1 protein-coding gene is annotated in these 262 nt (G+C 62.6%); it reads right to left on the bottom strand.

The genetic code is table 11. The annotated features are described in order from the left end of the window. Positions 1-262 (bottom strand): transposase (locus AAHM38_RS25595; protein ID WP_342234437.1); only part of this gene is annotated, 262 nt, incomplete at both ends.

Below are 262 nucleotides of genomic sequence, written 5' to 3'. Positions count from 1 at the left end.
CGGCAGGAGCGCTTCCAGTTCGGTCTCAATCGCCTCGAGGTCTGCGTCAATGGCTTCGTCCAGCAGACTCGCCTGTTCAGATGTCAGTTGCTCGCTGCGCTTGCCGAACTTCCAGCGCTTGTGGATGGCCAGCTCGTGTGTGAGCTGGTCGATCTTGGCTTGCCGGTACCGCAACTCCCGGTCCTTCTCGCCGACCTGGGCCATCAACTGCGCAGCCAGTGTGCGCAGTTCGTCCGGGCTCAGGGCATCGAGGTTGGTGGGT

It is taken from the genome of Ralstonia sp. OTU4908 (genome assembly GCF_038440115.1).
In the GTDB taxonomy this organism is placed as follows: domain Bacteria; phylum Pseudomonadota; class Gammaproteobacteria; order Burkholderiales; family Burkholderiaceae; genus Ralstonia; species Ralstonia pickettii.
The sequence above is the reverse complement of the archived record's forward strand: the minus strand, read 5'-3'. Positions and strand labels throughout refer to the sequence as shown.